Below are 24,169 nucleotides of genomic sequence, written 5' to 3' on the forward strand. Positions count from 1 at the left end.
CTGGCACAACGCGAACAACCAGCGGCGCAGGCGGGTAAGTTTCAGTTCCATATCAAGAGCTCCGCAGGCGTGGGGTTGTAGGCGTTGCATGGGTTGTTCAGTTGCGGGCAGTTGGAGATCAGGACGATCACGTCCATCTCGGCCCGCAGGTCGACGTATTTCCCTGGTGCCGAGATCCCGTCTTCGAAGGTCAGGCCGCCATCGGCGGTGACGGGCACGTTCATGAAGAAGTTGATGTTCGGCCCGATGTCGCCCTTGCCCAGCCGAACGTCGTGGGCGCAGGCCCGCAGGTAGTTGTCGCGGCAGCTGTGCATGTAGCGTTTTTCCAGGGCGTAGCGCACGGTGTTGCTTTCCTGGGCGCAGGCGCCGCCGAGGGTGTCGTGGCGCCCGCAAGTGTCTTCGACGATGGTCAGCATCGGGTGGCCGAGGTTGGAATACAGCACGCTGCCGGTGCTCAGGTAAACGCTGTTCTGCCGGCGCAGGGTGCGCTGCACGTCGTAGCGCTCCTTGGGGTTGGCCAGGCTGTAGAACAGCGTATCGACCGCCTGGTTGCCTTCCAGGTCGAGGATGCGCAGGGTCTGGCCCTTCTTGACCTCCATCAGCCAGGGTTCTCCGGCGGGAATCGTGGCGCGGTAGACGGCAGTATCGGGTTGCTTGTGTGCGGTAGCGATGGCAAGTGACATGGCAGCGATCCTCAGGCGAACAGGCGGTCGGTGTTGATGAAGCCGCGCTGGTTTTCCGGGCGCGAATGGCGACAGTGCTCGGCGACGCTGGCGTCAGCGTTCATCCAACTGAGCTTGAGCGGTTGCGGGGCGTACTGCGGGTTCGGGTCCATCGGGTGCTGCAGCGCGGTCAGCACCACCAGGGTGTCCATCGGCGCGTACAGCTCGATGTAGTCGCCGGCCTGGGAGTTGCCTTCAACGAAGTGAAAGCCTCCGGCCTCATCGACATCGACCCGGCTGAACAGGTTGAGGGTCATCAGCAGGTCGGACAGGCCCAGACCCCATTTGCCCAGCTCCACCAGCAGGTTGTCGGTGCCGTTGCGAAAGAAGCCGTTGCGCAGTTCCTGGTAGCGGCCCTGACCGTATTTTTCAGCGACTTCCTCGGCGCAGAGCACACCGCCGAGGCTATCGCTCCAGCCGCAGGTATCGGCGGTGATGGCCGCCAGCACCCGGCCCATGTCGGAGTAGAGGCAATGGCCGGTGGTGAGCTTGGCGGTGTGTTGGCATTTGAGGCTGTCGGGCAGGTTCAGGCGTTCGGTTTTTTCGTTGGCATTGAGCAGCGTCAGGCTCACGTTGGCCGCGCCGCGCAGGTCGGTCAGGCGCAGCAGTTGGCCGCGCTTGAGCACGAAGGAACGGTGGCCGCCGCCGGGCAGCAGTTCTTCGGCGAAAGGTGTAAACAATTGGGTCGAATCGGTCATGGGGAAAACTCCTTTCAAGCGATACGCAACGTGCCGGCCAGTTCGGCGGGCAGGGCGTCGACGGCGGCACGGGCGGTGCGGCGGTCGCTGTTCAATGGAATGTCGTAGGTAATGCGTGCGCCATAGGCGCCGGGGGCGTGCGGGTCGGTGCGGACCTTGTCGAACACCAGCAGGCGTGTGCCGAGGCTGAAACCTTCGGACAGGTCATGGGTGACCATGAACACCGTCAGCCGGGTTTCACGCCACAGCTCCAGCAACAGGGCGTGCATGTCTTTGCGAATGCCCGGGTCGAGGGCGCCGAAGGGCTCGTCCAGCAGCAGGACACGCGGCTTCATGATCAGTGCCTGGGCGATCGCCAGCCGCTGTTGCATGCCTCCGGACAGTTGCGCCGGGTATTTATCCAGCGCATGGCCCAGGCCGACCTTGTCCAGCAGTTGCGCGGCGTCTTCGCGGGCTTGGCGCTTGGCGCTGCCAAACAGGCGGCCCAGCAGCGGCGAGCGCGGCAGCTCCAGGCCCAGGGCCACGTTGTCCAGCACGCTCAGGTGCGGGAACACCGAATAACGCTGGAACACCACGCCCCGGCTGGCATCCGGCTCGCCGGCCAAGGGTTCGCCGTCCAGGAGAATCTGTCCGCGACTGGCGCGTTCCTGGCCCAGCAGCAAGCGCAGGAAGGTCGACTTGCCGCAACCCGAGGCACCCACCAGGGTGCAGAACTCACCCTCAGAGACGCTCAGGTTCAAACGCTCCAGTACCACCTGATCGGCATACTGTTGCCAGACGTTGTTCACCGTAATGAAGCTCATGCCTTCGCCCCCTCGTACCAGGGGAACGCTCGGCGAGTCAGCTGCTTGAGGCCCCAGTCCATCAGCCAGGCGAGCAGGGTGATCCACACCACATACGGCAAGATCACGTCCATCGCCAGGTAACGTCGCACCAGGAAAATCCGATAACCCAACCCATCCGTGGAAGCGATGGCTTCAGCGGCGATCAGGAACAGCCAGGCCGAACCGAGCATCAGCCGCAGGGAAATCAACAGGCGCGGCAGCAGTTGCGGCAGCACCACCCGCAGCATCAGGGTCCAGGTCGACGCGCCGAGGGTCTGGGCCTTGATCAGCAGCTCGGGCGGAATTTCCCGGGCGCGCTGTTCCAGGTCGCGCGCCAGGCACGGTGTGATGCCAATCACGATCAGCATCACTTTCGACAGTTCGCCCAGGCCGAAGACGATGAACAGAATCGGCAGGATGGCCAGCGGCGGCACCATCGACACCACGGTGAGCAACGGTGACAGCGGTGCGCCAAACAGTGGCAACGTACCGGCGGCAATGCCCAGGCACAGCCCGGCCAGGGCGCTGATGCCCAGGCCGATGGCCAACCGACGCAGGCTCGACACGGTGTCTTGCCAGAGCAGGTAGTCGCCGCTGCGGGCATCGGCGGTGAAGGCCAGGCGTTTCACCGCATCGGCCATTTGCACGGCGCTGGGCAGGAGCTTGTCGTTGGGGTTGTCCGTCAACCGTTCGGCCGAGCCCATGAAGTAGGCGAACAACACCAGCGCGAATGGCAGGATCACCAGCAACAAGCGGCTGGGACGATCCGGGTAGCGGTTGATCAGGCGCATGCCAGGTCCTCCGGTTTACAGCTTGGCGTCGGCGGCCAGCTGTACGTAGGTCGGGTCAAAGCGCAGCTTGAGGTTGGCCTTGTCGCCGCGGGTCACGCCATTGGCGAACGTCATGCCGACCGCGTCGGTGCTCTTGGCGCCTTCGCCCAACAAGCCGTGCTGGAACGAGAACTCGGCCACCTTGCCCATGGTGGCGGGCAGTTGCTCGCTGGTGGCGAAACTCAGGGCTTCCTTGGGTGTGGCGAACAGCTTGGTGGTGTCCAGTTGCGCCTGGAAACCTTTGAGGTCGGTGCCTGACGCTTTGGCCATGTGTTCCAGCGCCGCCTGGCTGGCGGCGTTTTTCGCATTCATCAGCGCCACCACTTCGAACCAGGCGCCGGTCAACGCTTTGCCCAGGGCGGGGTTGTCCTGGAGCGTCTGGGTGTTGACCACCATCATGTCCATGATTTCGCCGGGAACCTGGCTGGAATTGAACACTTCGCTCACACCTGGCTGGGCCTTGATGTCCGAGAGCATTGGGTTCCAGGTGGTGACGGCCTTGACCTGGTCGGTGTTGAAGGCGGCAGAGATATCAGCGTCGGAGGTGTTGACGACTGTCAAGTCTTTCTCGGCGAGACCAACCGAATCCAGGGCACGGGCCAGCAGGTAGTGGGACACCGACAGTTCCACCAGATTGACGTCCATGCCCTTGAGATCGGCGACTTTCTTGCCCTCGCCCTTGAGGACGATGCCGTCGTTGCCGTTGGAGAAATCGCTGACGATCAGTGCGGTGCTGTCCACGCCACCGGCGGCGGGAATGGTCAGGGCGTCCATGTTGGTCATGGTGCAGCCGTCGAACTGACCGGCGGTGTACTGATTGATGGATTCGACGTAATCGTTGAGCTGCACGACATCGATCTGGATGCCGTATTTTTTCGCCCATTTATCGACGATGCCTTGGCTACCGGCGTATTCCCAGGGCATCCAACCGGCGTAAATGGTCCAGCAGACGCTGAAGTGGTCTTTTTGGGCGGCGGCGGATGAGAAGCTCGCGAGGGCCGAGAGGGCGGCGAGGAGCAGGGCGGACAGACGAAGCTTGAGCATGGTGGTTCTCCAGTTGATCAAGGGCGGACAGGAGCAACGCGGCACCGCGAACGGTGGCTTGTCTCCCGGGCTTTTGTCCCGCCGTGTAACCTCAACTGGAGGTCGCCAACTCTCGGACCAGCCACTCGCCAGAAGCGAGCCGGAACCCTAGTCAGCCATTGCAAATTGTGGTGCCGCGAACCTGTGATGACTCCTGCACGGAGTTTGTTAAAGCGAGAGCCGTGCCAATTCGCGCAAAGGCCCGGGCCAGAGAGGGCAGGTGTTGGGGAGGGGGGATTAAAAGCGGATTTGTGCTTGCTTGTGGTGCTGTCGCGCACTGGAAGAGGGCGACGAGCGACATGTTTCGAGTTGTTGCCAGGGCGCACCAGATTCCGATTTGGCTGTCTGAGTAGGTGTCAGTCACACAACGTTGACTGCCGCCCATCAGCGTCGCTGATGTGGCCCATCCGCGGTCCAGGAGGCCGCCATGTATCGACGACTGCTGCTCATTGCGTTTCTCGGTTTGACTCTTTCGGCCTGCGTGCCTTATTACGACGGAGACTCGAGCTACTACCGTTCCGAGGTCTACACCTCACCGGCGCCGGTCTATTACGGTGGCGGGAGTTATTATTCGGCACCGCGTGGCTATTACGCCCCGCGGTATTACCAACCGGCGCCGCGCTACTACTCGGCACCGCGTTACTACCAACATGGCCCACGCCACTACTCGCCGCCGCGAGCGGCGTACCGGTCTTATCCGAATCGGGGTGGCTGGGACGGCCATAGCCGGGGTGGCTGGAATGATGACCGACGGGGTCGAGGCGGGCGTGATCATCGGGGACGCGGTGATTATGATCGCGGACGCGGCGATCACGATGGACGACGCAACCACCGCTGATCCCAGGGCAGAAAAAAGCGGCGCATTAAGCGCCGCTTTTTTATGCCTGCAATAAACCCGATGGGATAAGGCTTGTGGGAGCAAAGCTTGCTCGCGATGACAGGGGGTCAGTCAGCCCCTCTGTGACTGGCATACCGCTATCGCGAGCAAGCTTTGCTCCCACAGATGTCACTCCCACAGATGTCACTCCCACAGATGTCACTCTCACAGAATGTCACTCCCACAGGGTGTCACCCAGGTTCTTTATTCGTTGGACAAGTCCGCCAACGGATGCCGACCTTCCCACGCTTTGTGAAAGTGCGCCTCGACCGCCGCTTCGGGCACATGGTTGATGTCCGGCCAGTGCCAGCGGGGCTTGTGGTCCTTGTCGATCAGGCGCGCGCGTACGCCTTCGCTGAATTCCGGATGGCGGCAGCAGTTGAGGCTCAAGGTGTATTCCATCCGGAACACACCGGCCAAGGACAAATGCCGGGCCCGGGTGATCTGCTCCCAGACCAGACAAGCGGTCAACGGCGAGCCTTCGGTCATGGTCTTGGCGGCGCGGGCGATCAGGGGATCCGGGTGGTCCACCAGCAGGCTGAGGGCTTTCCAGGCGCAACGCACGTCGCTGACATCCAGCCATTCATCGATTTTCTGCCGGCGTGGCAGCCATTGGGCTTCGGGCAGTTTGCCGACCGCTTCCTGCTGCAAAGCCTTGAGCAGGCTGTTGAGCTGCATCTCGGTTTGTTCCTGCCAATTGAGTTGCAGCAGGCCCTCGATCAGGTCGTCCTGTTGTTCATCCAGCAAAAAGCGGTCGGCCAGGTCCAGGTCGATGGCGTCTCGGGCATTCATGTGGGCGCCGGTCAGGCCGAGAAACAGCCCGAGCTTGCCGGGCAGGCGCGACAAGAACCAACTGGCGCCGACGTCCGGGTACAGGCCGATGCTGATCTCCGGCATTGCCAGGCGACTGCTTGGTGTGACGATGCGGGTACTGGCGCCTTGCAGCAGCCCCATGCCGCCGCCCAGTACATAACCATGGCCCCAACACAGCAGGGGTTTGGGGTAGGTGTGCAGGTTGAAGTCCAAGCGGTATTCCGCCGCGAAGAATTGTGCAGCCAGCGGCGGCACTTCGCCGGGATGGGCACGGCAGGCTTCCACCAGGCTGCGTACTTCACCGCCAGCGCAAAATGCCTTGGCGCCATTGCCGCGCAATAACACACAAACAACTTGCGGCTCCCGGGCCCAGGCATCGAGACGATCACGCAAGGCGTTGATCATCGGCAGGGACAGGGCGTTCAGGGATTTTTCGGCGTCCAGGGTGGCGATGCCAATACGGGCCCCGTCGATGCCGGTGAGCTCTTCGAAGTGCAGATTCATCGTGACCTCGATCAGAAATTGGAATGATCAGTATGACCGCTGCGTAGGAAAGTGCCGGTTCTGCGTCAGATCAATTGACAAGCCATGTAGGCTTTCCTAGGGTGCGCCCATTGTTTTTACCGGATGCAACCATGACTGCCGACGACCGTATCAAACTCGAACCGAGCTGGAAGCAGGCACTGCGTGCCGAGTTCGACCAGCCCTACATGGCAGAGTTGCGCGAATTCCTGCGCAGTGAATACGCCGCCGGCAAGGAAATTTACCCACCGGCTCCGCTGATTTTCAACGCCCTCAATTCCACGCCGCTGGATAAGGTCAAGGTGGTGATCCTCGGCCAGGACCCATACCACGGCCCGGGCCAGGCCCATGGTTTGTGCTTCTCGGTACAACCGGGCGTGCCGGCCCCCCCCTCGCTGGTGAACATCTTCAAGGAATTGAAGCGCGATTTGAACATCGACATTCCAAATCACGGCTACCTGCAAAGCTGGGCCGACCAGGGCGTGTTGCTGCTCAACACCACCATGACCGTGGAGCGCGCCAACGCCAACGCTCATGCGGGCAAGGGCTGGCAGCATTTCACCGACCGGGTCATCGAAGTGGTCAGCGAACACCAGCCGAACCTGGTCTTCCTGCTGTGGGGCGCCCATGCCCAGGGCAAGCAGAAGCTGATCGACGCCACCAAGCATTTGGTGTTGACCTCGGTCCACCCGTCGCCGTTGTCGGCTTATCGTGGTTTCTTGGGCTGCGGGCATTTTGGCCGGACCAACAAATTCCTCGAGCAACATGGCGAGGCGCCTATCGATTGGCGATTGCCGCCGGTTTAAATGGTCGGCGATAAGGGCCCCATCGCGAGCAAGCTCGCTCCCACATAGGGGCACACACCCTCCTGTGGGAGCTTGCTCGCGATGAAGACAACTCGGTCTATCAGGCCGAACCCGGCTCGCGCGTCCAATACCTGAACAACGGCTCCGCCAGAAACAGCACAAACAGCAATCGCATCACCTGCAACGCCGTCACCAATGGCACCGACAGTTGCAACGTCTCGGCCGTCAGGCTCATTTCCGCGATGCCGCCGGGCATCATGCCGAGGGTCAGTGAACGCAGGTCCAGCTGGGTCAGGGTGCTCAGGCCCAACGCCGCGAGAGTGGCGATCAGCATCGTCAACACCGTGCCGACCAGGGTGCGCCCCATGAACGACGGCGCCCGACGAAAGAACTGCCGGTTGAAATGACAACCCAATCCGCTGCCGATCAACCATTGGCCGACCTGGCTGGCACCATTGGGCAGGCCGATGTGCAGGTCCCAACCGACGCTCACCGCCGCACTGACCAGCAATGGCCCGAACAACCAGGGATTGGGTTGGCGCAAGCGCTCCCAGAGCCAGGCGAGCAGGGCGCCCGCCGGGAACAGCATCGCCAGCCACAGCCAGTCCACCGTCGTGGCGTGTTGTACCGGGGCGCCTTCGCCCAACAGGTACTTGAAGGCCGCCGGCACGCACAGCACCACCACCAGCACCCGCAGGCTCTGGCCCGCCGCAACACGGCTGAGGTCCGCGCCGTTGCGGGCGCCGAGGTTGACCATTTCGCCGGAACCGCCCGGCATGCTCGAGAAGAAAGCTGTAGCGCGGTCCTCGCCGGTGCGCCGCATCAGCCAGACACCCACTACGCTGGACACGCTGGTGATCAGCGCGCCGAAGAAGATCAGGCCGAAGTGGCTCAGGACCTGCTCCATCACCACCGGGGTGAAGTGCAGGCCGATGCCGATGCCCACCACCCATTGGCCGCCTTTACGGCCGCCGGGGATTTCCATCAATTGCCACGGCGTGAGACAGCGCACCAGGATGATCGCCAGCAACGAGCCGACCATCCAGGGCAAGGGCCAGCCGATCAGGCTGGCCAGGTAACCGCCGGCCAGACCGACCAGCGGTGTTCCCCACCATTGTCTGAAGGTCGCTTCAGACATTGGCCAGGGCGCGACGTTGTGCGGCGCGGCGACGCCAGATCCGCAGCAATGGCATGAACAGCATGATCGCCGTCAGCACCCAGCAGCCGAAGGTGATCGGACTCGACCAGAGGATCTCCAGTGCACCGTTGGAAATCGACAGCGCACGACGCAGGTTCTGCTCCATCAGGCCGCCGAGGATGAAGCCCAGCAGCACCGGCGACAGCGGGAAATCCAACTTGCGCAGGATGTAACCGAAGATGCCGATACCGATCATCAGGAACAGGTCGAACGTGGTGGCATGCACCGCATAGACACCGATCCCGGTGATGATCGCTATGACCGGCACCAGCGCCCAGTTCGGCACGGCCAGGATCCGGGTGAAGACGCGGATCATCGGGATGTTGAGGATCACCAGCATGATGTTGGCGACGAACAACGACGCGATCAGGCCCCAGACGATGTCTGGCTGCTGCTGGAACAGCAATGGACCCGGGGTGATGTTGTACAGCGACAGCGCGCCGATCATCACCGCCGTGGTACCCGAGCCGGGAACGCCGAGGGTCAGCATCGGCACGAGTGCGCCGCAGGCTGCGCCGCCGATGGCGGTTTCCGGTGCCGCGAGGCCACGCTTGTCGCCTTGGCCGAACGTGCCACTGGTGCCGGCGATGCGTTTTTCAGTCATATAGGCCACGGCACTGGCCAGGGTTGCGCCCGCGCCAGGCAATACGCCCATGATGAAACCCAGTACACCGCAGCGGATGTTCACCCAGAACACCGAGGCCGCTTCCTTGACGTTGAACATCATCCGCCCGGTGGCTTCCACCGCTTCCTGTCCGCGATGGGTTTTCTCCAGCAGCAACAGGATTTCACTGATGGAGAACAAGCCCAGCACCAGCACGACAAACTGAATGCCATCGGTCAGGTGGATGTTGTCACCGGTGAAACGGTAGACGCCGCTGTTGGCATCGATCCCGACACTGGACAGAAACAGGCCGATCAGCGCCGCAATGAATGTCTTGAGCGGTCGATCACCGGCCATGCCGCCGAGGCAGACAATGGCAAACACCATCAGGACGAAATACTCCGCCGGCCCGAAGGCAATCGCCCATTTGGCCAGCAACGGTGCAAACAACACCATGCCGCAGGTGGCGATGAACGCGCCGATGAACGAACTCCACGCCGACAGCGACAACGCCACACCGGCCAGACCTTGGCGGGCCATCGGGTAGCCGTCGAGGGTGGTCATCACGGTGGAGGCTTCACCCGGGATGTTGAGCAGGATCGAGCTGATGCGTCCGCCGTATTCGCACCCCAGGTACACCGCCGCCAACAGGATCAGCGCCGATTCCGGTGGCAGCCCCAGGGCAAAGGCAATCGGGATCAGCAGCGCCACGCCGTTGATCGGGCCCAGGCCCGGCAGCAGGCCGACCACGGTGCCGATCAGGGTGCCGGTCAGTGCTGTGACGAGGTTGTAGGGGGTCAGTGCAACGCCAAAACCCTGGCCGAGATAATTCAGGGTATCCATATCAATTCTCCAGGACGTCGAGCAGGCCCAGGGGCAGCGGCACGTCCATCAGCTTGTCGAACAACAGATAAAGACCGATGGCCATCAGGCTGATGATCACCACGCTCGGCACCCAGCGACCGCCGTAAAGGCGCGCCATCGGCACGCCGATCAGGATGCTGGCGACGATGAAGCCCAGGGGTTCGAAGGTCCCGGCGAAGACCAGCAGCAGCGCCACGCAGATGCCGATCTTCTGCAAGGTTTCGCGGTCCAGGTGCGGGTCTTCGTCGCTGTGCACGATGGGCGTAGGGCGAAACAGCATGTACAGCAATGCCAGCCCCATCAGCCCGAGCATCAGCAAGGGAAAGGCGCGGGGACCGACCGGTTCGTAGGAAAAGGCGGCCTGATAGGGCCAAGCCATCAGCGTCAGGCCGATACAGACCAGCAGCAGCACCGCGGCAAAAATACGTTGGATGGTGAGCATGACTAACTCCTGGGCGGCGCGGACAGTGCCAGCGCCGCCGCGAGAACAGAGACGGTTACTGGATCAGGCCGAACTCTTTGGCCAGCACCTTGTAATCAGCCACTTGCTTCTTCACGTAGGTGTCCAGTTCCGGGCCGGTCATGGCAAACGGGAACAGCTCGCGCTGGTCGCGCAGCTTGGCGAACTCTTCGGAAGCCAGCAGTTTGTCGAAAGCGTCTTTCCACCAGGCGTAGTCTTCGTCGCTGACCTTCGGCCCGAGGTAGAAGCCGCGGACCACTGGCCAGACGATGTCGTAGCCTTGTTCCTTGGCGGTCGGAATGTCTTTCATTTCCGGCTCGTCGATGCGCTTCTCGGCAAACACGGCGAGCAGGCGCATGTCGCCGCTCTGGATGTGCGGCATGGAGTCGGAAATATCCGTACTGCCGACCTGGATGTGTCCACCGAGCAGTGCGGTGGCGATTTCGCCGCCGCCTTCGAGGGCTACGTAACGCAGGTCGCGAGGGTTGATGCCGGCGGCCTTGGCGATGAGGGCGGTCTGCATCCAGTCCTGGCTACCGACGGTGCCGCCGGAACCGATCACCACCGAGCCCGGGTCTTTCTTCAGGGCCTGGACCAGGTCGTCGAGGTTCTTGTAGGGCGAGTCGCTTTTCACGGCGATGGCGCCATAGCTGGTGCCGACGGCCGCCAGCCAGCGCACCGCGCTTTCATCGAAACGACCGAACTTGCCCTGGGCCAGGTTCAGTAGCGAACCGCTGGACCAGGCCACCAGCGTGCCGGCGTCGGCCGGGCGCTGGGCGACCACTGCGTTGTAGGCCACCGCGCCGACACCGCCGGGCATGTAGGTGACGCGCATCGGCTTGGTCAGCAGCTTCTGGTTGACCAGCGCGCTTTGTACCAGCTTGCACGTCAGGTCGAAACCGCCGCCGGGGGACGCCGGGGCGATGCATTCGGGGCGCTTGGGCTCGGCGAGCAACTGCCCGGCGAACATCAGGCATCCGGCGGCCAGGGCTACTTTACGCAGTGATAGGTTCATTATCGTCTCCACAGGAGTTGTTGTTGTGTGTTGTAGATTGGACATTACAGGCTTGAAGCTGTAGCGGACCTGCGCAGCGTTTTCAAAGAAGCGGCAGGTCGCGTTGCGCGCATGCACCTTGTCGTCGATGCAAATCGGCCCAGGCGGCGGCACAGACAAGGGTAGTCTGGTTGGGACGGGAGAGAGGGGCGGGCGTGAAGGCCTGGGGCTGCATGGACAGCATGGTGGTACTCCGCTTTATTGTTCTTATTTGGCGAAAACGCTTCGAGGCGTTTTTCGTTCGCGATGTGCGTCGCGACGGCAGTCGAAACTGTCCGTGGGAGGACTCTAACGGCTCAACCTTTCGCTAACCTTTCAAAAGCTTTCAGCGTGTTTTTTGGCTTCACAGTGGCAGATGCGGCTGTAAACTCCGCGCCAAAGAATGGCGTCGGCCATCCCTGAATCGAGGATTAACCCATGCGTGTCCTGCTCGTCGAAGACCATCTTCAGCTCGCCGAAAGCGTTGCCCAGGCGCTCAAGAGCACCGGTTTGACCGTGGACGTGTTGCACGACGGCGTCGCGGCCGACCTGGCCTTGAGCAGCGAGGAGTACGCCGTGGCGGTCCTCGATGTCGGGCTGCCGCGCATGGACGGTTTCGAGGTGCTGGCGCGCCTGCGGGCTCGCGGCAAGACCTTGCCGGTACTGATGCTCACCGCGCGCAGCGACGTCAAGGACCGCGTCCATGGCCTGAACCTCGGTGCCGACGATTACCTGGCCAAGCCATTCGAGCTCACTGAACTGGAGGCCCGGGTCAAAGCCCTGTTGCGCCGTAGCGTACTGGGCGGCGAACGCCAGCAGCGCTGCGGTGGGCTGGTCTATGACCTGGACACCCGTCGTTTTACCCTCGACGACGAACTGCTGACCCTGACATCCCGCGAGCAAGCCGTGCTGGAGGCGTTGATTGCCCGGCCAGGGCGGGTGATGAGCAAGGAACAACTGGCGGCCCAGGTGTTCGGCCTGGACGAAGAGGCCAGCCCCGACGCCATCGAAATCTACGTCCATCGCCTGCGCAAGAAACTCGACGGCCATGCGGTGGCGATCGTGACGTTCCGCGGCTTGGGCTACCTGCTGGAAAACCGCAATGCATAAGCCCGACAGCCTGCGCTGGCGGCTGCTTCGCAACCTCGCACTGCTGCTGGTGGTATTGATGCTCGCCAGCGGCTTGAGCGCCTATTGGAATGGTCGCGAAGCAGCGGACACTGCCTATGATCGGACCCTGCTGGCCTCGGCCCGGACCATCGCCGCAGGCCTGTCCCAGCGCGACGGCAGTCTCAGCGCAGATGTGCCCTACGTGGCCCTGGACACCTTCGCCTACGACAGCGCCGGGCGCATTTATTACCAGGTCAATGACATAGACAAGAAGCTGATTTCCGGCTACGAAAACCTCCCTGGCCCGCCGCCCGGGACGCCGCGCACGGACGATTACCCGGCCCTGGCGCGCTTTTACAACGCTCGCTATCAGGGCCAGAACGTGCGGGTGGTGAGCCTGCTCAAGGCCGTGAGCGAGCCGAACATGAACGGCATGGCGGAAATTCGCGTGGCGGAGACTGAAGAGGCGCGGGTCAGCATGGCTCGCGGGCTGATGGCCGACACGCTGTTGCGCCTGGGCATGCTGGCCGTGGGTGCGCTGCTGTTGGTGTGGTTTGCGGTCAGCGCGGCGCTGCGCCCGCTGGAGCGCTTGCGCACCGCGGTGGAGGAGCGTCAGCCGGACGATCTGCGGCCGTTGCCGTTGGTGGAAGTGCAACACGAATTATGGCCGCTGGTGCGGGCCCTCAATCATTTCACCGAGCGCCTGCGCGGACAATTCGAGCGTCAGGCGCAGTTCATCGCCGATGCCGCCCATGAGCTGCGTACGCCCTTGGCCGCGCTCAAGGCTCGCTTGGAACTGGGCTTGCGCGCCAGCGAACCGGCGACCTGGCGTGAAACCCTGGAAACCGCGGCCCAGGGGACGGATCGATTGACTCACCTGGCCAATCAGTTGCTGTCCCTGGCGCGTGTGGAAAATGGCGCCCGGGCCATTGCCGAAGGCGGCGCGCAGTTGCTTGATCTCAGCCAGTTGGCCCGCGAATTGGGCATGGCCATGGCCCCGCTGGCTCATGCCCGAGGGGTGGCGCTGGCCCTGGAAGCTGACGAGCCGGTGTGGCTTCGAGGTGAGCCAACCTTGTTGAACGAGCTGTTGAGCAATCTGGTGGACAACGCCCTGGCCCATACCCCATCGGGCGGCAATGTGATCCTGCGGGTTTCTGCGCCGGCCGTGCTGGAGGTCGAGGACGATGGCCCTGGCATTCCGCTGCACGAGCGGGATCGGGTGTTCGAGCGGTTTTATCGACGCAACCAGCAAGTGGCCGGTTCGGGGCTGGGATTGGCGATCGTCGGCGAAATCTGCCGTGCCCACCTGGCGCAGATCACCTTGCACGATGGGCAGGAGAGCGGGTTGAAGGTGCGGGTGAGTTTTATCCCAGGCGCAGACTGATCCTGTGGGAGCAAGGCTTGCCCGCGATGATGGCGACACGGTCTTTATACGAGGCGCCTGTTTCGCGAGCAAGCTTTGCTCCCACAAATCCTGTTGCCACAGGTCACAGATTCAGGCCTGACTACGAGTTCATAGGTGTCCGACCTGTTTAATAGAACATCGCCCGCGCTTCTTCGATATCCGCGCAGCGGGCCTGGTTCTCCAGGTCGATGCCCAGTTTCTTGAAGGCTGGAACGCCGAACACGTCAATCTTGCTCAGGGGATGCTCGGTGTCCTTGTAGCAATACAGCGCAGCGACCTGCACCAGATCGACATAATCGATTTGCTGGGAGTCCCGGGTGAAATCCAGATACAACCCCGGCAGTTTCACCAACCGCTCCGGAAACTCCCAGACGCTGAGTAGTTTGTCCCCCAGCACCGGGTGAATCGTTTCGATGACGTGGTTCAGGCTGACCGGGTCCGAGAGCAATTCATTATTATCTTGTGCATACGTCAGGATCGGTAGCACGCCGATCTGGTGCACCAGCCCACCCAGCGCGGCCTGGTCGGGCTTGAGTTGGGTATAACCGCGACACAGCGCATAGCTGACGCCGGCGATCTCCAGGCTCTTGCGCCAGACTTCGCGCATCTTCAGTTCCACCACCTCGGAGCGGGCGTGGAAAATCTGCTCCATGACCAGGCCGATGGCCAGGTTGCTGCTGTAGTTGACGCCCAATCGAGTGATGGCCGTGTGCAGGTCGGTGACTTCCTGGGTGGCGCGCAGCAGCGGGCTGTTGACAACTTTTATCAGGCGTGCAGAGAGAGCCGTGTCGCGGCCGATCACTTTGCTCAGGTTGCTGACGCTGATTTCCGGGTCTTCGGCGGCCCGGCGAATCTGCAGGGCCACTTCCGGTAATGTCGGCAGAACCAAGTCATCGTTGTCGATGGCCTGTACCAAATCCCGTTGGACCTTATCCGCCAAATCGCTCATTTCGGTTCTCTAGGGTATTGCGGCAAATGCTGCGATCAGCGCTGGATTTCTCGATCGCGATCCAGTTCGTAAGGCAGGTCCAACTGTTGAAGGCCTGGGCCTTCCAAGGTGCCGAGGTGCAAATTGTCGTCTTCTGCTGCTTCGGCCTGCAATACCGCCAGCAGTTCGATATTTCCTTCGCCGCGGGCAGCCATCACCACTTCGCCGATGGAACTGCCATGCGTGGGGGAGAACAGCGCCGTGCCGGGTTCCGGTAGTTCGCTGGCGTCCAGCTGCAAGCGGTACAGGCGTCGCTTGAGCTTGCCCAGGTATTGCATGCGGGCGACGATTTCCTGGCCGGTGTAGCAGCCTTTCTTGAAACTGACGCCGCCGACGGCTTGCAGGTTGAGCATCTGTGGGATGAACAGTTCGCGGGTGGCCGGCATGACCTGGCCGATCCCGGCGCGGATCTGGCCCAGCAGCCAGGGGTTCAGGTCTGTCTCGGCCAATTCTGCGCCCAGGCGGGTTCGCAGCTTCTGTGCCTGTTCGGCGGGTGCCCACAATTCGGCGCGACCGGGCGATACGCGGAGGGCGATCAAGGTTTCATGGCGTGCCACGCTGTCGGTGTCGCTCGGCAGTTCGAGGCCCAGGCCGGCCAGCGCCTTGTCAGCGTTTTCCAAGCCGAAGCGAACCCAGGCCGCGCTTTCGTCGGTGAGCTTGGATTTGGAGAACACGGCGTATTTTTTCAGGTCGGCCAGTTGCGGTTCGAGCAACTCGGTGGCCATGGCCATCAACACGCCGTCGCCTTCGAGCAGGATGCGAAAGCTCGATTGCATCCGGCCTTTCTGGGTGCAGCGGGCGCCGAGGCTGGCCCGGCTGTCGCTCAGGTAGTCGAGGTTGCAGGTCAATTGGCCTTGCAGGAATTTGCTGGCATCCACGCCGCGGACCGCGAGGACGCCTTCGTGGGACAGGGTGCAGAAAAAAGCGGAATCAGCCATGGGTCATCGCAGGGTAAAAAGTCTGGTAGACATCATAAGGGGGCGCCCTTGAAATGGGTAGTTCACAAAGGATCGGTGGTGGCCGACCAAAGCTGTCTGTTCCACTGCGGCGGGGCCTGTATACTTGCGCTCTATTTGAGGAGCGCTCCATGGTCGAAGATGTTGAACTGAATCGCCTCTACTGGCACAGCCGCCGCGGCATGCTTGAGCTGGACGTGTTGCTGGTGCCATTCGTCAAAGAGGTTTATCCCCATCTCAATGAAGTGGACCGTGCGTGCTATGTCCGCCTGCTCGAATGCGAGGATCAGGACATGTTCGGCTGGTTCATGGAGCGCAGCGAATCCGAAGACCCTGAGTTGCAGCGCATGGTCCGGATGATCCTGGACCGTGTCCAACCCAAGTAATCGCTTCGAATGCCGCTGGCAGGCCTCCGGGCAACTGCTGGCGGCCTATCTGCTGGCCCAGGTGTTTGCCCTGGGTTCGTTGTTCCTGTTGTCCGTGCCGTCCTGGTGCGCAGCGCTTGGCGTCATAGTGTGCCTGGCCCATGGCGCTTGGGTGATCCCCCGGCATTTACTGCTGACCCATCGCCGGGCCTTCTGCGGGTTGCGGCGTAGTGCCGCGGGTTGGCAGCTCTGGAGCCGGGCCGATGGCTGGCGCGCTGTGCAACTGCGCCCCGATAGCCTGGCGCTGCCGATGATCATCGTGCTGCGTTTTCGCGTGTCGGGTGAACGGCGCGTCCGCTCGCTGTGCGTGCCCCGCGATGCGCTGGCGCCGGATGTCCATCGGCGCCTGCGGGTGCGGCTCAGGTTCAGTCGGCGTAGGTGGGCGGCACCAGGATAGTGTCCAGAGCCTCGGGCAGCAGGTTCGGGTAGTCGAGGGTGTAATGCAGCCCCCGACTTTCCTTGCGTTCCATGGCCGAGCGAATCATCAGTTCGGCTACCTGGGCCAGGTTGCGCAGCTCGATCAGGTCGCGGCTGACTTTATAGTTGCTGTAGAACTCGTCGATTTCATCCAGCAGCAAGCGCACCCGATGTTGTGCCCGTTGCAGGCGCTTGTTGGTGCGCACGATGCCCACGTAGTCCCACATGAATCGCCGCAGTTCGTCCCAGTTGTGGGCGATGATCACGTCTTCATCCGAATCGGTGACCTGGCTGGCGTCCCACGAGGGCAGGGTGGCTGGAATGGCGATCTGCGGCAATTGCGCCAGGATGTCCGCCGCCGCAGAGCGGGCGTAGACGAAACATTCCAGCAGCGAGTTGCTGGCCATGCGGTTGGCGCCGTGCAGGCCGGTGAAGCTGGTTTCGCCAATGGCATACAGCCCAGGCACGTCGGTGCGGCCCTGTTGGTCGACCATCACACCACCGCAGGTGTAATGCGCGGCCGGCACCACCGGGATCGGCTGCTTGGTGATGTCGATGGAAAACTCCAGGCAACGCTCGTACACCGTCGGGAAGTGGCTCTTGATGAACGCTTCGGGCTTGTGGCTGATGTCCAGGTAAACGCAATCGATGCCCAGGCGCTTCATTTCATGGTCGATGGCCCGGGCGACGATGTCGCGCGGTGCCAGTTCGGCGCGCGGATCGAAGCGCTGCATGAAGCGCTCGCCGTTGGGCAGCTTCAAGTGTGCACCTTCGCCACGCAGGGCTTCGGTGATCAGGAAACTCTTGGCTAGCGGGTGATAGAGGCAGGTGGGGTGGAACTGGTTGAACTCCAGGTTCGCCACCCGGCAACCCGAACGCCAGGCCATGGCGATACCATCGCCGCAGGCGCCGTCGGGGTTGCTGGTATAAAGGTAGACTTTCGCTGCGCCGCCGGACGCCAGGATGACGAAGCGCGCGCCGTAGGTGTCGACTTCGCCGGTGCCGCGATTGAGCACGTAGGCGCCGAGGCAGCGATCGCCGTCCAGGCCCAGGCGTTTTTCGGTGATCAGGTCGACCGCGACGCGCTGCTCCAGCAATTCGATGTTCGGCCGCTGTCGCGCTTGGGCGAGCAGGGTCTTGAAGATCGCCGCACCGGTGGCGTCGGCCGCGTGGATGATGCGCCGATGGCTGTGACCGCCTTCGCGGGTCAGGTGGAACTCGAAACCGCCGTCTTCGGTGCCCGATTGTTCGTCACGGGTAAACGGCACACCCTGGTCGATCAGCCACTGGATGGCTTCCCTGCTGTGTTCCACGGTGAAACGCACCGCTTGCGGATTGCAAAGGCCACCGCCGGCATTAAGGGTGTCGTCGACATGGGATTCGATAGTGTCGGTATCGTCCAGCACGGCTGCGACGCCGCCCTGGGCCCAGAAGGTCGAACCGTTGGCCAGGTCGCCCTTGCTCAGGACTGCAATGCGCAAATGCTCAGGCAAGGTCAGTGCAAGGCTCAATCCGGCGGCTCCGCTGCCGATTACCAGAACATCGTGTTGAAACTGTTGGCTCATTCGAATGGTTTCCGCTCAAGGCGACCCGGGTCGGGGTTGGCGCAAGACACCGCTTCAACGGGTCAGGCAGCCACGCAGCCCACTAGTATATAGAGGGGGGGATCGGCACAATAGCCGGGCATTCATGGCAATGTGAAACCAGCGTGACAGAAAAGCGACACGCTTCGTCGGATCGCTGGTTTTGGTTCAAGGTCGACAAGGCTACCGTTTCGAGGACAGAACGCAGTTTATCTCGTCACGGTTGCCTGATATTCAGTGCATAGCACTATAAATAGAGGGAACTTTTGCCAAGCGCCTACGTTCAATAGACGGTTGTCTGCAAAAGGGAGCAGCATCGGGTGGGTGCAGGATTTCGATTGGAATCGCTGCCAGCAGGCCCGGTGACAGATTATTCGCGCAGCCGGGGAATCTCCTGCTGCGTTTTTCGTGCGTGCCGAGATCAGAGCGCGCCGGAAACTTGCTTGAAAGGGGGAGAACTTTTGCGAAAAGCCCGAGTCTATGTTTGCAAGCCCGGTCAATTAGTAATGCAAGCCTCCTTCGAGCTTATCGAGGAGTGTTCATGCTAACCCAGGAAGAGGATCAGCAGCTGGTCGAGCGCGTCCAACGCGGCGACAAGCGAGCTTTCGATCTGCTAGTGCTGAAATACCAGCACAAAATTCTCGGGTTGATCGTGCGTTTCGTGCACGACACCCATGAAGCGCAGGATGTCGCTCAGGAAGCCTTCATCAAGGCCTACCGCGCACTTGGTAATTTCCGCGGGGATAGTGCGTTTTATACGTGGCTTTACCGCATCGCCATCAACACGGCGAAAAACTATCTGGTTTCACGCGGCCGTCGGCCGCCGGATAGCGATGTAAGTTCTGAAGATGCCGAGTTCTATGATGGCGATCATGGCCTCAAGGATCTCGAATCACCGGAACGTGCGTTGCTGCGGGATGAGATTGAAGGCACTGTCCATCGAACCATCCAGCAACTGCCCGAAGATTTGCGTACGGCTTTAACTTTACGTGAGTTCGACGGTCTGAGTTACGAAGACATTGCGAGCGTCATGCAATGTCCTGTAGGCACCGTGCGCTCCCGGATCTTCCGCGCCCGGGAGGCCATTGATAAAGCCCTGCAACCTTTGTTGCAGGAAAACTAGAGACAGCGGCGACAGCCAAGAGAGGAACGCCATGAGTCGTGAAGCCCTGCAGGAATCGCTGTCCGCAGTTATGGACAACGAAGCGGACGAACTGGAATTGCGTCGGGTATTGAATGCCTTCGACGATGTTGAAACCCGTGAGACCTGGGCTCGTTACCAGATCGCCCGGGCTGTGATGCACAAGGACTTGTTGCTTCCACGCCTGGACATCGCTGCGGCCGTTTCTGCTGCCTTGGCTGACGAAGCCGTACCGGCAAAAGCTTCTCGCGGACCATGGCGCAGCCTGGGTCGCCTGGCAGTAGCCGCTTCGGTCACCGTGGCCGTACTGGCCGGTGTGCGCCTGTACAACCAGGATGAGATTGCCGGCGTGCAGATGGCGCAGCAGTCCAACCAGCCTGGCCTGGCCGCTCCACAGGTCAAGGGCCCAGCGGTACTGGCCGGTTACAGCGAAGGCTCGGAAACCGCAGGCCCGATGGTCAACGGTGTTCTGCAAGGCCAACCTGGCTGGCATGATCAGCGTCTGCCCAGCTACCTGCGTCAGCATGCTCAACAAGCAGCCCTGAAAGGTACTGAAAGCGCGCTGCCTTACGCCCGTGCAGCCAGCCTGGAAAACCGTTAATAAGGAAAGCCATTGCGCGCCATACCTCTATTCACGCTTCTGCTTGGTGGCTGGTGTGCGATTCCAGCCCATGCCGATGAGGCTCAGGACTGGTTGAACCGCCTGAGTCAAGCCGAGCAACAGCAGAGCTTCCAGGGCACTTTCGTTTACGAGCGCAACGGTAGTTTTTCTACCCATAACATCTGGCATCGCGTCCAGGATGGCAAAGTCCGCGAGCGGTTACTCCAGCTCGACGGCTCGGCACAGGAAGTCCTGCGCATTGATGGGCATACTCAATGCGTCAGTGGCTCCTTGATCGCGGGGCTGGGCAATACACCTGACGGCACCTCACGTACACTCGATCCGCAAAAACTCAAGAATTGGTATGACCTGGCCGTCATTGGCAAGTCGCGCGTGGCCGGGCGTGAAGCGGTCATTGTTGCGTTGACGCCCAAGGACCAGCATCGCTATGGCTTCGAGCTGCACCTGGACAAAGAGACCGGCCTGCCGCTCAAGTCCCTGCTGCTCAATGACAAGGGCCAGCTACTCGAGCGTTTCCAGTTCACTCGCTTGAACGTCGCCGCGCCGACCGATGGTGAGCTGCAAGCCAGCGCCGAATGCAAGGCTGTCGCCCAGGATCCTGGCAAGGCCGTCGCGGCGAAAACCGCCTGGCACTCGGATTGGCTTCCGCCGGGTTTCGAACTGACCAGCAGCGCTGCACGCAAGGACCCGGACACCCAGGTCCAGGTCAACAGCTTGATGTACGACGATGGCCTGGCGCGCTTTTCGGTGTTCCTGGAGCCGTTGAACGGTGCCAACGCCACCGATACTCGTACTCAGCTAGGCCCGACGGCTGCCGTCTCGCGCAGGCTCACGACGCCCCAGGGCGAAATGATGGTCACGGTGGTCGGTGAGATTCCTATTGGTACGGCGGAACGGATTGCGCTTTCCATGCGCTCCGACGTCACGGCGACTCAATAGCCTGCTGACTGCATGGGTGGTTCGATTGTGCGAGAGGCTGATGACGCCAGGGCTTGATCGAAGTGCCGAAACTTCCTGTCAGCATTTTCATTTGCAAAAACCCAGCTTTTTTTCTATAGGTCAGAGCCGCACGGCCCTGGCCTTGTCTGTTCCCGGAACAAAAATACCGGCGTATCTTTCCCTGGTATTCCTTGCTCCATATCGCTTAACCATGCTCGTCGTAACGGGAGCCGTATGTCGATACCACGCTTGAAAACCTATCTCTCCATCTTTGCCACCGTGCTTGTGCTCGGCCAGGCCGTTCCTGCCGTGGCGGTCGAATTGCCTGATTTCACGCAACTGGTCGAGCAGGCTTCGCCCGCCGTGGTGAACATCAGTACCACCCAGAAATTGCCGGACCGCCGTGTATCGGACCAGCAGATGCCGGACCTGGAAGGTCTGCCGCCGATGCTGCGGGAGTTCTTCGAGCGCGGCATGCCGCAACAACCACGGTCCCCTGGCGGTGGTCGCCAGCGCGAAGCGCAATCCCTGGGCTCGGGCTTCATCATTTCGCCTGACGGCTACATCCTGACCAACAACCATGTAATCGCCGATGCCGACGAAATCCTGGTGCGCCTGGCCGATCGCAGCGAGCTCAAGGCCAAGCTGGTCGGAACCGATCCACGTTCCGACGTGGCGCTGTTGAAAATCGAAGGCAAGGACCTGCCCGTGCTCAAGCTGGGCAAATCCCAGGACCTGAAAGCCGGCCAATGGGTCGTGGCCATCGGTTCGCCGTTCGGCTTCGACCACACCGTGACCCAGGGTATTGTGAGCGCCATCGGTCGCAGCCTGCCGAACGAAAACTACGTGCCGTTCATCCAGACCGACGTGCCGATCAACCCGGGTAACTCCGGTGGCCCGCTGTTCAACCTCGCGGGTGAAGTCGTCGGCATCAACTCCCAGATCTATACCCGTTCGGGCGGCTTCATGGGCGTGTCCTTCGCGATTCCGATCGACGTTGCCATGGACGTGTCCAACCAACTGAAAAGCGAAGGCAAGGTCAGCCGTGGCTGGTTGGGCGTGGTCATTCAGGAAGTGAACAAGGACCTGGCCGAGTCGTTCGGGCTGGATAAACCCGCCGGTGCGTTGGTGGCGCAAATCCAGGACGGTGGCCCGGCTGCCAAGGGCGGCCTGCAAGTGGGTGACGTGATCCTGAGCATGAACGGTCAGCCGATCGTCATGTCCGCCGACTTGCCACACTTGGTGGGTGCCCTCAAGGCTGGCGCCAAGGCCAATCTGGAAGTGATTCGCGAAGGCAAGCGCAAGAACGTCGAATTGACCGTCGGCGCCATTCCTGAAGAAGGCAAGGAGCTGGATTCGCTGCCCAAGTCTGGCGTCGAGCGCAGCAGCAACCGTCTGGGCGTGGCTGTGGCCGAGCTGACCGAAGAGCAGAAGCGCACCCTGGAGCTTCAGGGCGGCGTGGTGATCAAGGAGGTACAGGAGGGGCCTGCCGCGCTGATCGGCCTTCAGCCGGGCGACATCATCACCCACCTGAACAACCAGGCCATCGGTTCCGCCAAGGAGTTCACCGACATCGCCAAGGCGTTGCCGAAGAATCGTTCGGTGTCGATGCGCGTCCTGCGTCAGGGGCGTGCGAGCTTCATCACCTTCAAGCTGGCCGAATGATCGGTTAGCCGCTGAAAAAAAACGCCTCGAAAGAGGCGTTTTTTTTGCCTGGCGAATACTCAGCCCATCATGTCCTTGACCATGCGTTCCTGCTCCATGAGCTCCCGCTGCCGGGCATCGATGCGTGACGACAGGGGGAAGTTGGTGCCGGCGCGCCGTTTGGCGAAGTCCAGTTGCTGGATGGCCTGACGGTAGTCGCCTACCAGTGCGAAGTACTCGGCACGAGCCTGATGCAGGCCGATGATATTGCCCGACAGCCCGCGGGTCTCGGCCACCATGTACCAGACGTCCGGATCGTCCGGGCGGGTCTTGAGCAAGGATTCCAGGGCCTTCTCGGCATCGGCGGGGCGGTTCTGCTTGAGCAGCAGGTCGACGCGTACCTGGTTGAGCGGATAGTTGCCCGGGTACTGGCTCAGCATCCGCTCGACGCGCGATTGAGCGTCGGCCAGTTTGTTGTTGGTGATGTCCAGGTCCACCTGGGCGAGGTTGTAGATGATCTCGTTGGGCGATTTGGCCAGCAACGGCTTGAGGTTTTCCCGTGCTTCGTTCAACTGGCCGCCCTTGATCTGCGCGATTGCCAGGCCATAGCGCGCCACGTCGTTCTTCGGGTTCTCATCCAGCTGCGCCCGGAAGCGCTTGGCGGCCAGGCCCGGGGTTTCTTCGTAGGTCAACTGGACCCGAGCGCGAATCAGTTGATAGCGCACGCTGTCCTCGATACCGCCCGGCTTGGCCTGTTCGGCGCGGTTGCGGGTGTCGGCGATCCGGGATTCGGTTACCGGGTGAGTCAGCAGGAACTCCGGGGGCCTGGCGTCGAACCGGTACTGGCGCATCAGACGCTCGAACATGGTCGGCATGGACCGCGGGTCGTAGCCGGCCTTTTCCAGGTTTTGGATGCCGATGCGGTCGGCTTCCTGTTCGTTCTGGCGCGAGAAACGCCGTTGTTCCTGGATGGCCGCGGCCTGGGTCCCGGCGATAGCTGCGATCCCGGCGTCACCGCCACCGGCGGCGGCAATCACGATGCCGGCCAGCAGCGCGGCCATCATTGGTACCTGCATGCGCTGCTGGGCTTCGACGCCGCGGGCGAAGTGGCGTTGTGACAAATGCGCCAGTTCGTGGGCCATGACCGAGGCGTATTCGCCTTCGGTCTGTGCATTGAGGAACAGGCCGCCGTTGACCCCGACGATTCCGCCTGGTGCGGCGAAGGCGTTGAGCTGCGGGCTGTTGATCAGGATGAACTCCAGGCGCCGGTCGTTGACCTGGCTGGTTTCCACCAGTTTATAGACGCTGGATTCGACGTAGTCCTTGAGCTGTGGATCGTTGAGCTGTGAAACCTGGCTGCGCAGCAGGGCCAACCAGGCGCGGCCCAGTTGGTGCTCCTGTTCTGGCGAGACGATGGCAGAACTGGCGTCGCCAAGTGACGGCAGGTCGTCGGCGAAGCCCGGTGAGGCAAGCAGGCAAGCGAGCGTCAGCAGGGTGGGGCGCAGAAATGTCATGCACGAAGCCTTAGTCGACAAAGACCTTACTGTAGCCGGACACCGGGCCCGGGACCAGATATTCTAGGCCGCTCAACGATCTGCCGCGGAG

General features: G+C 61.9%; 24 protein-coding genes and 1 riboswitch. Of the genes, 10 read left to right on the forward strand and 14 right to left on the reverse strand.

What is annotated here, in order from left to right:
• Positions 1–41 precede the first annotated feature (41 nt).
• The 5 genes from B0E42_RS07015 to B0E42_RS07035 are packed head-to-tail and all read right to left on the reverse strand — an operon-like array spanning position 42 to position 4,118.
• Positions 42–683, reverse strand: a complete 642-nt coding sequence (locus tag B0E42_RS07015; protein ID WP_077506077.1) for an urea amidolyase associated protein UAAP2 — start codon at positions 681–683, stop codon at positions 42–44.
• 11 nt (positions 684–694) lie between these two features.
• On the reverse strand, positions 695–1,420 hold the full coding sequence (locus tag B0E42_RS07020; RefSeq protein ID WP_018606942.1) for an urea amidolyase associated protein UAAP1: 726 nt from the start codon (positions 1,418–1,420) through the stop codon (positions 695–697).
• A 14-nt stretch (positions 1,421–1,434) separates the two neighbouring features.
• Positions 1,435–2,223, reverse strand: a complete 789-nt coding sequence (locus tag B0E42_RS07025) for an ABC transporter ATP-binding protein (RefSeq protein WP_018606940.1) — start codon at positions 2,221–2,223, stop codon at positions 1,435–1,437.
• A complete protein-coding gene (locus tag B0E42_RS07030) occupies positions 2,220–3,035 on the reverse strand; it encodes an ABC transporter permease (RefSeq protein WP_077506078.1) in 816 nt (271 codons plus the stop codon). The genes B0E42_RS07025 and B0E42_RS07030 overlap by 4 nt, the downstream gene beginning before the upstream one ends.
• 15 nt (positions 3,036–3,050) lie before the next feature.
• Positions 3,051–4,118, reverse strand: coding sequence for a putative urea ABC transporter substrate-binding protein (locus B0E42_RS07035; protein ID WP_077506079.1), 1,068 nt, complete (start codon positions 4,116–4,118; stop codon positions 3,051–3,053).
• 60 nt (positions 4,119–4,178) lie between these two features.
• A riboswitch (guanidine-I (ykkC/yxkD leader) is annotated at positions 4,179–4,280 on the reverse strand.
• Positions 4,281–4,584: 304 nt separating this feature from the next.
• Between B0E42_RS07035 and B0E42_RS07045 the strand changes: the two genes are divergently transcribed.
• Complete coding sequence (locus B0E42_RS07045; protein ID WP_074849578.1) at positions 4,585–4,995, forward strand: hypothetical protein; 411 nt, start codon at positions 4,585–4,587, stop codon at positions 4,993–4,995.
• A 243-nt stretch (positions 4,996–5,238) separates the two neighbouring features.
• On the opposite strand, the gene B0E42_RS07050 is transcribed toward B0E42_RS07045, so the two are convergent.
• Positions 5,239–6,351 (reverse strand): enoyl-CoA hydratase/isomerase family protein, encoded by a 1,113-nt coding sequence (locus tag B0E42_RS07050; RefSeq protein ID WP_077506080.1) that lies wholly within the window; start codon positions 6,349–6,351, stop codon positions 5,239–5,241.
• Positions 6,352–6,482: 131 nt separating this feature from the next.
• Here B0E42_RS07050 and ung point away from each other — a divergent pair, with 131 nt between their 5' ends.
• Entirely contained in the window at positions 6,483–7,175 is a 693-nt protein-coding gene (gene ung / locus B0E42_RS07055) for a uracil-DNA glycosylase (protein ID WP_018606932.1), read from the forward strand.
• Between the two features lie 100 nt (positions 7,176–7,275).
• On the opposite strand, the gene B0E42_RS07060 is transcribed toward ung, so the two are convergent.
• From B0E42_RS07060 to B0E42_RS07075, 4 genes are read right to left on the reverse strand one after another with little or no spacing between them, the layout of a single operon-like run.
• Positions 7,276–8,313 (reverse strand): AbrB family transcriptional regulator, encoded by a 1,038-nt coding sequence (locus B0E42_RS07060; protein WP_077506081.1) that lies wholly within the window; start codon positions 8,311–8,313, stop codon positions 7,276–7,278.
• Positions 8,306–9,820 carry a tripartite tricarboxylate transporter permease gene (locus B0E42_RS07065; protein WP_018606929.1) on the reverse strand — a complete coding sequence of 505 codons (1,515 nt, stop codon included), beginning with the start codon at positions 9,818–9,820 and terminating at the stop codon, positions 8,306–8,308. The genes B0E42_RS07060 and B0E42_RS07065 overlap by 8 nt, the downstream gene beginning before the upstream one ends.
• Position 9,821: 1 nt before the next feature.
• The gene (locus B0E42_RS07070; RefSeq protein ID WP_018606928.1) at positions 9,822–10,283 is read right to left on the reverse strand and encodes a tripartite tricarboxylate transporter TctB family protein; all 462 of its coding nucleotides are present in this window, start codon (positions 10,281–10,283) and stop codon (positions 9,822–9,824) included.
• A 55-nt stretch (positions 10,284–10,338) separates the two neighbouring features.
• Entirely contained in the window at positions 10,339–11,316 is a 978-nt protein-coding gene (locus tag B0E42_RS07075; protein WP_018606926.1) for a tripartite tricarboxylate transporter substrate binding protein, read from the reverse strand.
• A 456-nt stretch (positions 11,317–11,772) separates the two neighbouring features.
• On the opposite strand from B0E42_RS07075, the gene B0E42_RS07080 reads away from it, so the two are divergent.
• A complete protein-coding gene (locus B0E42_RS07080) occupies positions 11,773–12,444 on the forward strand; it encodes a response regulator (RefSeq protein WP_003198779.1) in 672 nt (223 codons plus the stop codon).
• Positions 12,437–13,828: a sensor histidine kinase gene (locus tag B0E42_RS07085; protein WP_018606923.1), complete on the forward strand. Its 1,392-nt coding sequence runs from the start codon at positions 12,437–12,439 to the stop codon at positions 13,826–13,828. Before B0E42_RS07080 ends, B0E42_RS07085 begins: the two co-directional genes overlap by 8 nt.
• Before the next feature lie 148 nt (positions 13,829–13,976).
• Here the strand turns inward: B0E42_RS07085 and B0E42_RS07090 are convergent, their stop codons facing one another.
• Entirely contained in the window at positions 13,977–14,798 is an 822-nt protein-coding gene (locus tag B0E42_RS07090; protein ID WP_018606921.1) for an HDOD domain-containing protein, read from the reverse strand.
• 35 nt (positions 14,799–14,833) lie between these two features.
• Positions 14,834–15,775 carry a folate-binding protein YgfZ gene (locus B0E42_RS07095; protein WP_077506082.1) on the reverse strand — a complete coding sequence of 314 codons (942 nt, stop codon included), beginning with the start codon at positions 15,773–15,775 and terminating at the stop codon, positions 14,834–14,836.
• A gap of 149 nt (positions 15,776–15,924) precedes the next feature.
• Here B0E42_RS07095 and B0E42_RS07100 point away from each other — a divergent pair, with 149 nt between their 5' ends.
• Together B0E42_RS07100 and B0E42_RS07105 are read left to right on the forward strand one after the other, a co-directional pair.
• Positions 15,925–16,179, forward strand: a complete 255-nt coding sequence (locus B0E42_RS07100) for a succinate dehydrogenase assembly factor 2 (protein WP_003184348.1) — start codon at positions 15,925–15,927, stop codon at positions 16,177–16,179.
• The gene (locus B0E42_RS07105; protein ID WP_077506083.1) at positions 16,163–16,615 is read left to right on the forward strand and encodes a protein YgfX; all 453 of its coding nucleotides are present in this window, start codon (positions 16,163–16,165) and stop codon (positions 16,613–16,615) included. Before B0E42_RS07100 ends, B0E42_RS07105 begins: the two co-directional genes overlap by 17 nt.
• Here the strand turns inward: B0E42_RS07105 and nadB are convergent.
• Entirely contained in the window at positions 16,584–18,200 is a 1,617-nt protein-coding gene (gene nadB / locus B0E42_RS07110; RefSeq protein WP_077506084.1) for an L-aspartate oxidase, read from the reverse strand. The genes B0E42_RS07105 and nadB overlap by 32 nt on opposite strands.
• A gap of 559 nt (positions 18,201–18,759) precedes the next feature.
• Here nadB and rpoE point away from each other — a divergent pair.
• The 4 genes from rpoE (at position 18,760) to B0E42_RS07130 (ending at position 22,585) form a co-directional block, all read left to right on the forward strand.
• The gene (gene rpoE / locus B0E42_RS07115) at positions 18,760–19,341 is read left to right on the forward strand and encodes an RNA polymerase sigma factor RpoE (RefSeq protein WP_003172477.1); all 582 of its coding nucleotides are present in this window, start codon (positions 18,760–18,762) and stop codon (positions 19,339–19,341) included.
• A 31-nt stretch (positions 19,342–19,372) separates the two neighbouring features.
• A complete protein-coding gene (locus B0E42_RS07120; protein WP_053155905.1) occupies positions 19,373–19,960 on the forward strand; it encodes a sigma-E factor negative regulatory protein in 588 nt (195 codons plus the stop codon).
• A gap of 12 nt (positions 19,961–19,972) precedes the next feature.
• Positions 19,973–20,920 (forward strand): MucB/RseB C-terminal domain-containing protein, encoded by a 948-nt coding sequence (locus B0E42_RS07125; RefSeq protein ID WP_077506085.1) that lies wholly within the window; start codon positions 19,973–19,975, stop codon positions 20,918–20,920.
• 234 nt (positions 20,921–21,154) lie between these two features.
• Positions 21,155–22,585: a DegQ family serine endoprotease gene (locus B0E42_RS07130; protein WP_018606856.1), complete on the forward strand. Its 1,431-nt coding sequence runs from the start codon at positions 21,155–21,157 to the stop codon at positions 22,583–22,585.
• Positions 22,586–22,644: 59 nt separating this feature from the next.
• Here the strand turns inward: B0E42_RS07130 and B0E42_RS07135 are convergent, their stop codons facing one another.
• Positions 22,645–24,078, reverse strand: coding sequence for a M48 family metalloprotease (locus B0E42_RS07135; protein ID WP_018606854.1), 1,434 nt, complete (start codon positions 24,076–24,078; stop codon positions 22,645–22,647).
• Between the last annotated feature and the right edge of the window lie 91 nt (positions 24,079–24,169).

Origin of the sequence: Pseudomonas sp. A25(2017), assembly GCF_002001065.1 — a bacterium.
GTDB classification, from domain to species: Bacteria; Pseudomonadota; Gammaproteobacteria; order Pseudomonadales; family Pseudomonadaceae; genus Aquipseudomonas; species Aquipseudomonas kilonensis.